This window comes from uncultured Fretibacterium sp., assembly GCF_963544685.1.
Classification (GTDB): domain Bacteria; phylum Synergistota; class Synergistia; order Synergistales; family Aminobacteriaceae; genus CAJPSE01.
In genome coordinates this window covers 1-5,461 of record NZ_CAUUGJ010000134.1, presented here as the reverse complement: position 1 = coordinate 5,461, position 5,461 = coordinate 1, and the positions used below count along the sequence as shown (strand labels likewise).

Here is a 5,461-nt window from a genome sequence, read left to right as displayed (position 1 = left end):
TGTAGCTCCGTCTCGTGGGCTCGGAGATGTGTATAAGAGACAGGGCGGGGGGCGCTGTCGGTCGGCGTGGTCCGATTTCCCGGTATCTCCAACTTCACGGACCTCGACCCCTTCGAGTACGAGCCGGACGTAGATCTCGTCGGCCTGGATCCCGGGACGCCGCTCAAGATGCTGCGATCCCTCGACGCGGTGATCCTCCCGGGCTCCAAGAATTCGATGCGGGACATGAGCTGGCTTCGTGAGATGGGCCTCGCCGAGGCGCTGCGCGCGTTTGCGGATGCGGGCGGGTTCGTCCTCGGGCTGTGCGGGGGCTATCAGATGATGGGCCGCAGGCTGGAGGATCCCGATCTGCGGGAGAACTCCGAGCTGCGCGGGATCGATGGCCTGGGGCTTCTGCCCATTGTGACCGAGTTTCGGGCCGGGGTCAAGACGACCGTTTGCGTCTCGGGCGCTCTGAACCCCAAGCTGAACCCCAACCCGAACCACGCGGAGGCCCCCATCCCCGTGGAGGGGTACGAGATTCATTTCGGCCGGACGGTCCCCGACGCGGAGGCGCCCGGCGAGCCTCTTTTCATCCTGGCGGATGGACGTCCGGAAGGGCTTGGGGCGGAGGGGCTCCGGATCGCGGGGACGTATCTGCACGGCGTCTTCGAGAACGACCGCTTCCGGGGCTTGTGGCTCAACGCCCTCCGTCGCGCCCGCGGCCTGGAGGAACGGCCGGCCGTCGATACCGCGGCCCGAAAGGAGCAGGCCTACGACGCCCTGGCCGCGGCGGTCGAACGGCACCTTGACGTCAACGGAATCCTCGGGCTCATGGGGCTTTCATAGAAGCGTGTCAGCGCACGTTCCCCAGGTGGACGTGCCGCAGCTTTCCCCGCGCCCGGTCGGCCAGGGAGTACAGGAGCTCCGTGTCCGTCGGCGGCGCGAAGTGCTGCCAGGCGGGAAAGCAGCGCGAGAGGTGCAGGGGGACGGAGGGGGACAGGGCGGCGATCCAGTCCGTCATGGCGTCGAATCCCTCCCCCGGATCGACGAGCCCGGGGACGACGAGGTGCGTCAGCTCTACGTGCACGCCGCCCCGCACCCAGGATGCGATATTGGCCTTCACGGCGTCGAGCGAACCTCCCAGACGCCGGTAACGCTCCGTATCGAAGGCCTTGAGGTCGACGTTGGCCGCATCCGTGCAACTCAGGAGCTCCATGGCTGCCGGCTCGGACATGACGCCGTTCGTGACGAGGACGAGGGCGATCCCGTTCTCCCTCAGCAGCGGGGCCGCCTCGAGGATATACTCCGCCTGAAGCGTCGGCTCGTTGTAGGTGAAGGCCACGGACGAAAGCCCGAGGTTTCGGACCTCCAGCGCCAGCTCCTCGGGCCGCAGGGCGGCCGCCGCACGAGAGAGTGCCTCCGGACGTTCGGGGTGGGCGATCTCGTGATTCTGACAGAAGGGACAGGCCATCGTGCAGCCCACGCTGCCCAGGGAATAGATGAGGGTTCCCGGCCTCCAATGGGCCAGGGGCTTCTTCTCGATGGGATCGACGGCCCGCGCGCAGAAACGGCCCAGCCAGGGGGAGACAAGGGTCCCGCGCGCGTTCAGGCGAACGCCGCAGAAGCCGGCCGCGCCGCTCCGCAGCGTGCAGCCGCGGAAACAAAGCGTACAGCGTACCACGTCGCCCTCTTCGCGGGTCCACCATCGCGGCGTAATTCTCCTCTCCTCCAAAGTACGGTCCCTCCTTTCGCCGTTGGCCCCTTTTGCCCGAGGGGTACAAAAAACGCCGCTCATCGCGGCGTTTTTTGTGCGGAATATCCAAGCGGTCTCGGCTACTTCGCGGCCAGCTTCATCTCCTGAATGGCCTGTGCCAGACGGGACACCCCCTCCTCGATCACGTCGGGCTTCGAGAAGGTGTAGTTGATCCGCGCGGCGTGGATGCCCGCCTCGGGGTTGATGCAGAACGGAGCGCCGGGCAGGATGGCGACCTTCTTCTCCAGGGCCTTCCTGGCGAGTTCCCCGCTGTCGATGTTCCCCGTGTTCAGCCAGTAGAAGAAGCCGCCCTCGGGCTTCACCCAGGTGATCCCCTGAGGTGCGAGATGCTTCCGGAAACTCTCTTCCATGGCGTCGCGCTTCACCCGGTAGTCCTGGACGATGTTCGGCAGGTGGGAGTCCAAGTAGCCCTTGCGGCAGTACTCGTAGGTCAGCACCTGCGTGATGGGGCTGGAGCAGAGGTCGACGGCCTGCTTGAAGACCGCCATCTGGCGGATGATGTCCTTGGGGCCGCTGACCCAGCCGATGCGCACGCCGGGGGAGAGGATCTTGGAGAAGGACCCCGCATAAATGGTGTTGCCCGCCTTGTCGAAGGAGAAGATCGACGGCAGGTGTTCGCCGTCGAAGCGCACGTACCCGTAGGGGTCGTCCTCGAAGATGGCGAGGCCGTAGCGCTCCGCGATCGCGGCCAGCTCCTTGCGCCGCTCCACGGTCATGGTGGCCCCCGCCGGGTTCTGGAAGTTGACGATGGTGTAGATGAACTTGGGTTTTTTACCCTCCTTGCGCAGGCGCTCGATGAGGGCGGGCAGCTCGGACACGACCATCCCCTCTCCGTCGACCGGGACGCTCGCGAAGTCCGCGCCGTGGTTGTAGAAGGCCGTGAGGGCGGCCATGTAACTGGGGGCCTCGACGATCGCGACGTCGCCGGGATCGATCATGGCCCACGCGAAGAGGTCGAGCACCTGCTGGGAGCCCGTCGTCAGCAGTATCTCGTCCAGGCCTACCTCGCGTCCCATCCGCGGGGCCGTCCACTTGGCAAGGAAGGAACGAAGCGGGTCATAGCCCTCCGTCGTGCCGTACTGAAGCAGCGACGTCCCCTCGCTGACCAGCTTTTCGGACCCCTCGGAGAACTGATCGATGGGGAAGACCTCGGGAGCCGGCATACCTCCCGCAAAGGAGATCATCCCCGGCTGCTTGATGACCTTGAGAAGCTCCCTCACCGGCGAGGGACGCGTCTTTCGGGCCGCGGAGCTGAAAAGTTCCTTCCAATTGTCGCTCATTTTGACTCCTCCTTGACATGATAGATTCGCCGGCACGGACGCCGGAGCACCACGATGTCGAAAGTTTTTAGAAACATCAACAATTGCTGGATGGACTAATGCAGACTGATTATAACATCATTCGGGAAAATCTTTGAAAAACTCCCGCCGGTTAACGCTTCTCCTTTTCTATTCTCCTGGCCCTCTCCTCAAGATGCTTCAGGCGGCGCTCCGTAGGGGGATGCGAGTTGAAGCCGCTCCGAGCCGTGGCGTAGCCGTTGTCCTTGAAGCTCTTCATCGCGTTGTAGAGGCCCCACGGGCTGTATCCCGCCTTGACCGCAAGGTCCATGCCGTAGTCGTCGGCCTCCACCTCCTGTTCGCGGCTGAATCCGCTCTCCGCCAGGTTCATGCCGACCGCCCCGACGATCCGGGCCGCATCCCCGGCCTGGCCCAGCAGGGCGCTCAGTATGCTCCATCCGACCCGGCGCTGGGTGCCCCGCCCGTAATGCCCGCGCCGGACGTGCCCCACCTCGTGCCCCAAGATGCCAGCAATCTCGTCGGGCGTCGAGAGAATCTTCATCAACCCCTCCGTGACGTGCACGGTAAACCGCTTCATGGACTCGAACTTCACCCAGGCGTTGGGGGCCTCGTCCTTCTCGTAGTACAGGGGGACGTCCCGCATGTCTCCCGCTGCCGCGATACGGCTCCAGGCCGCCTCGACGGTGGCTTTGTCTATGGCGGCCCGCCCCTCGGCCGGCAGGAGAAGCGAGGCCAGGCTCAAAAGAATCAAAACGATCGGCAATCTCCGCTGCATGGACAGATTTCCTCACTTTCCGTCGACGTCCTCCCCCTTTTCCGCGATCCTCTCGCGTCGGGGGAGCTCGCCCTCATTCTATCCTATGGCCCGCGGTTGGGGCCTAGGCGAAATTCGGCAATTTGCCGGGAGATTGGCAGAAAGGAGGAGGACGGGTTCTCCTGCTATAATTTCTCATGGATCCGGCTGTGATCCCCATGGATTTCGGAAAAATCGGCTCTCGGCAGAAAAGTTTCTCGGTCCTCGGCGACGCAAAGGCCATTGGGAGGTTTCATGTTCGGTCGCAAACCTCAGACTCCGCAAAACGCACAAAAAACGCTTCGGATTCTCACGGCTGCCGCCCTGGCCGTCGCGCTTCCGACGCTCCTGATCCGCGGCCTGCTCCTCCCCTGGAGCGAGGAGGGTGTCCTGTTCGCGCTCTACGGCGCCGGGGTCGGCTTCTCGTCCGCCATCCTTCTCAGCATGCTCCTCCTGTGGCTGATGAGGAAACGCGGCTCCTGACCGGAGCGGACGATGCGGATTATCCCCTACCTCAGGGTCTCAGAACTCGACGGGGCGATGCGAAGCTTCCTCCCCCTGGGGGAGGACGTCCACTTTGTCGTCCCGTCCCGTCGGGACCGAAACTGGTGGAGGGAGCGTGCGGGCCGGGACGAATTCGGCCTTGACGGACCTCCGGAGGATATCCTGTGGAACTGGCAGGACCTCTATGACAACGTCTGCGGCTTCTGCGAGGCCAGGCGCCTGCGCCCGATCGAGCCGCCCGACCACCGTTTGATCCTGAGCCGCCTGCTCCGGGCCCTGCTGGAGGAGGACCCCGAGCTGCTGACCCTGTGGCCGGGCCTGGGACGCGCAGGGTTTCTGGACATTCTGTCGGAGGACATACGGGAGCTGCTCAACGAGGCTGTCCTGCCGGAGCAGACGGAGGTCGGCCTCCGGGAGGACGACCCCACGGCGCGGGTCCTCCCCGCAATCTATCGGAGGTATCTGGATTATCTGTCCGCCAACGGACTGATGGACAGCGCCCAGGTCTGCACCATGACGCTGGACCTTCTGGAGCGCGAGCCCCTGCCGTGGGGCGAAGACCTCACGATGGTGTTCACGGGCTTCCTCTCCTTCACCCAGGCCCAGGTGCGCCTGATCAAGAAGCTGAACGACCTCTGCCGGGAGGTCGTCGTGCTGAAGCCCGAGACGGGGCTCTCCGATTTTCACGATGCCGCGCATCAGCTGGAGGGGCTCGTCTGGGAGGAATCCCCGCAAGGCGTTCCGGGGCGCATCCTTCAGATACGGACCCGCGAGAGCGAGCTCGAGGCGGAGGCCGCGGCGCGCATGCTCGCCCTCTGGAGCGCCGGAGGGGGGCCTCTGGCCGAGGAGATGGATTTTCCCGGATTCGGGGCCGTCGGCATGATGTCGCCCGCAGGCGACGAAGAACTCGTGACCGAGGCCCTGGGGCGCTACTCCATTCCCTACGCCGCGTCGGAGGGGCCGTCGATCGATCAAACCCTTCCGGGACGCTCGCTGTCCGCCGCATGGCCGCTCTGGACCCAGGGGCTTCCGACCTACGAGACGGCCCTGTTCTTGGTTCAGCCCTGTCTCGCCGGGGACGCGTTCTCCGTCTCCGAGGCGCTGAGGGCC

Annotated in this window: 6 protein-coding genes; 3 read left to right on the top strand and 3 right to left on the bottom strand. The window is 64.9% G+C overall.

From position 1 onward, the window contains the following. Positions 1 to 66 precede the first annotated feature (66 nt). Positions 67 to 828 carry a hypothetical protein gene (locus ABLA28_RS10230; RefSeq protein ID WP_347713578.1) on the top strand — a complete coding sequence of 254 codons (762 nt, stop codon included), beginning with the start codon at positions 67 to 69 and terminating at the stop codon, positions 826 to 828. A gap of 7 nt (positions 829 to 835) precedes the next feature. Here ABLA28_RS10230 and amrS read toward each other — a convergent pair whose 3' ends face one another. The 3 genes from amrS to ABLA28_RS10215 all read right to left on the bottom strand — a co-directional run bounded on the left by amrS (position 836) and on the right by ABLA28_RS10215 (position 3,829). After that, positions 836 to 1,714: an AmmeMemoRadiSam system radical SAM enzyme gene (gene amrS, locus ABLA28_RS10225; protein ID WP_347713577.1), complete on the bottom strand. Its 879-nt coding sequence runs from the start codon at positions 1,712 to 1,714 to the stop codon at positions 836 to 838. Between the two features lie 101 nt (positions 1,715 to 1,815). Continuing rightward, positions 1,816 to 3,036: a PLP-dependent aminotransferase family protein gene (locus ABLA28_RS10220; protein ID WP_347713576.1), complete on the bottom strand. Its 1,221-nt coding sequence runs from the start codon at positions 3,034 to 3,036 to the stop codon at positions 1,816 to 1,818. 151 nt (positions 3,037 to 3,187) lie between these two features. Next, a complete protein-coding gene (locus ABLA28_RS10215; protein ID WP_347713575.1) occupies positions 3,188 to 3,829 on the bottom strand; it encodes a M48 family metalloprotease in 642 nt (213 codons plus the stop codon). A 273-nt stretch (positions 3,830 to 4,102) separates the two neighbouring features. On the opposite strand from ABLA28_RS10215, the gene ABLA28_RS10210 reads away from it, so the two are divergent. Together ABLA28_RS10210 and ABLA28_RS10205 are read left to right on the top strand one after the other, a co-directional pair. Then, positions 4,103 to 4,330, top strand: coding sequence for a hypothetical protein (locus ABLA28_RS10210; protein WP_299301795.1), 228 nt, complete (start codon positions 4,103 to 4,105; stop codon positions 4,328 to 4,330). A gap of 12 nt (positions 4,331 to 4,342) precedes the next feature. Beyond that, positions 4,343 to 5,461 (top strand): hypothetical protein (locus ABLA28_RS10205; protein WP_347713574.1); only part of this gene is annotated, 1,119 nt, incomplete at its 3' end.

Coding starts and splice junctions, on each gene's coding strand:
- ABLA28_RS10220 (WP_347713576.1), bottom strand. CDS start 3,036: ATGAGCGACAATTGGAAGGAACTTTTCAGCTCCGCGGCCCGAAAGACG.
- ABLA28_RS10215 (WP_347713575.1), bottom strand. CDS start 3,829: ATGCAGCGGAGATTGCCGATCGTTTTGATTCTTTTGAGCCTGGCCTCG.
- ABLA28_RS10210 (WP_299301795.1), top strand. CDS start 4,103: ATGTTCGGTCGCAAACCTCAGACTCCGCAAAACGCACAAAAAACGCTT.